We start from the raw sequence: 732 nt of genomic DNA, 5'->3' as shown, positions 1-732 counted from the left end.
GTTCTATCCCTTCACGGGTACCACCACCTGCTTTAAACAGGCGTTTGGCATTTTCAACAGCATCGGCAAGGTTGCTGATGCGCAGTTGTTTGATATCGTTGTTAGACTGGATATCATAAAAACTTTTACCAAGATCAAGCTTTAGTTTGCTGATCTCATTGCGTTTTGATTCAAGCGTAAAATTGAGTTTATCAAATTCTGTTTGCGTGGCCGATTTATCTAATGTGAGTATAGATTGGCCTGGTTGAACTTTATTACCTGCATCCATGAGCGCACTTTTTATCGATGCGTTTATCGGGCTGGTGATGATCTCTTCAAATTCGGGCAAAACTTCACCTGTAGCATTAAGGGTATTTTCTATATCTCCCACCTCTACAACTGCGGTAGTTATCTCTGATTTTTTTACTGATGACTTGATGAATCCCCGAAGTGCAACTATCAGCAGTACCAAAACCGCAATACTTATAATAGCTACCAATGCCCCTTTCTTCCTTTTTTGATATGATACCTCGAGCGTAATTTCCTTATCCATTGTGATATAATTTGCATAAGGTTTTGCAAGAGCTATACCAACTATAATAATTTGATTATTAGATATTTATAATTTAATAATTTCGGAAAAGTGATCGATATCGGACAGATTTTGTGATAATGGACAGGTTTTTTTGGAGTAGGATTTTAGACAAAGGAGCAAGGACTTTTAGACAAAGGACTAAAAGAGAGAAGCACAGC

At 37.7% G+C, this 732-nt stretch carries 1 protein-coding gene; it reads right to left on the bottom strand.

Annotated elements, in window-relative coordinates; all coding sequences use genetic code 11:
* Positions 1-532 (bottom strand): HlyD family secretion protein (locus AC1DPZ_RS28445; protein ID WP_477409860.1); only part of this gene is annotated, 532 nt, incomplete at its 3' end.
* Positions 533-732 lie beyond the last annotated feature (200 nt).

The sequence above is a fragment of the Mucilaginibacter sp. P4_G9 genome (assembly GCF_056400985.1).
The sequence above is the reverse complement of the archived record's forward strand: the minus strand, read 5'-3'. Positions and strand labels throughout refer to the sequence as shown.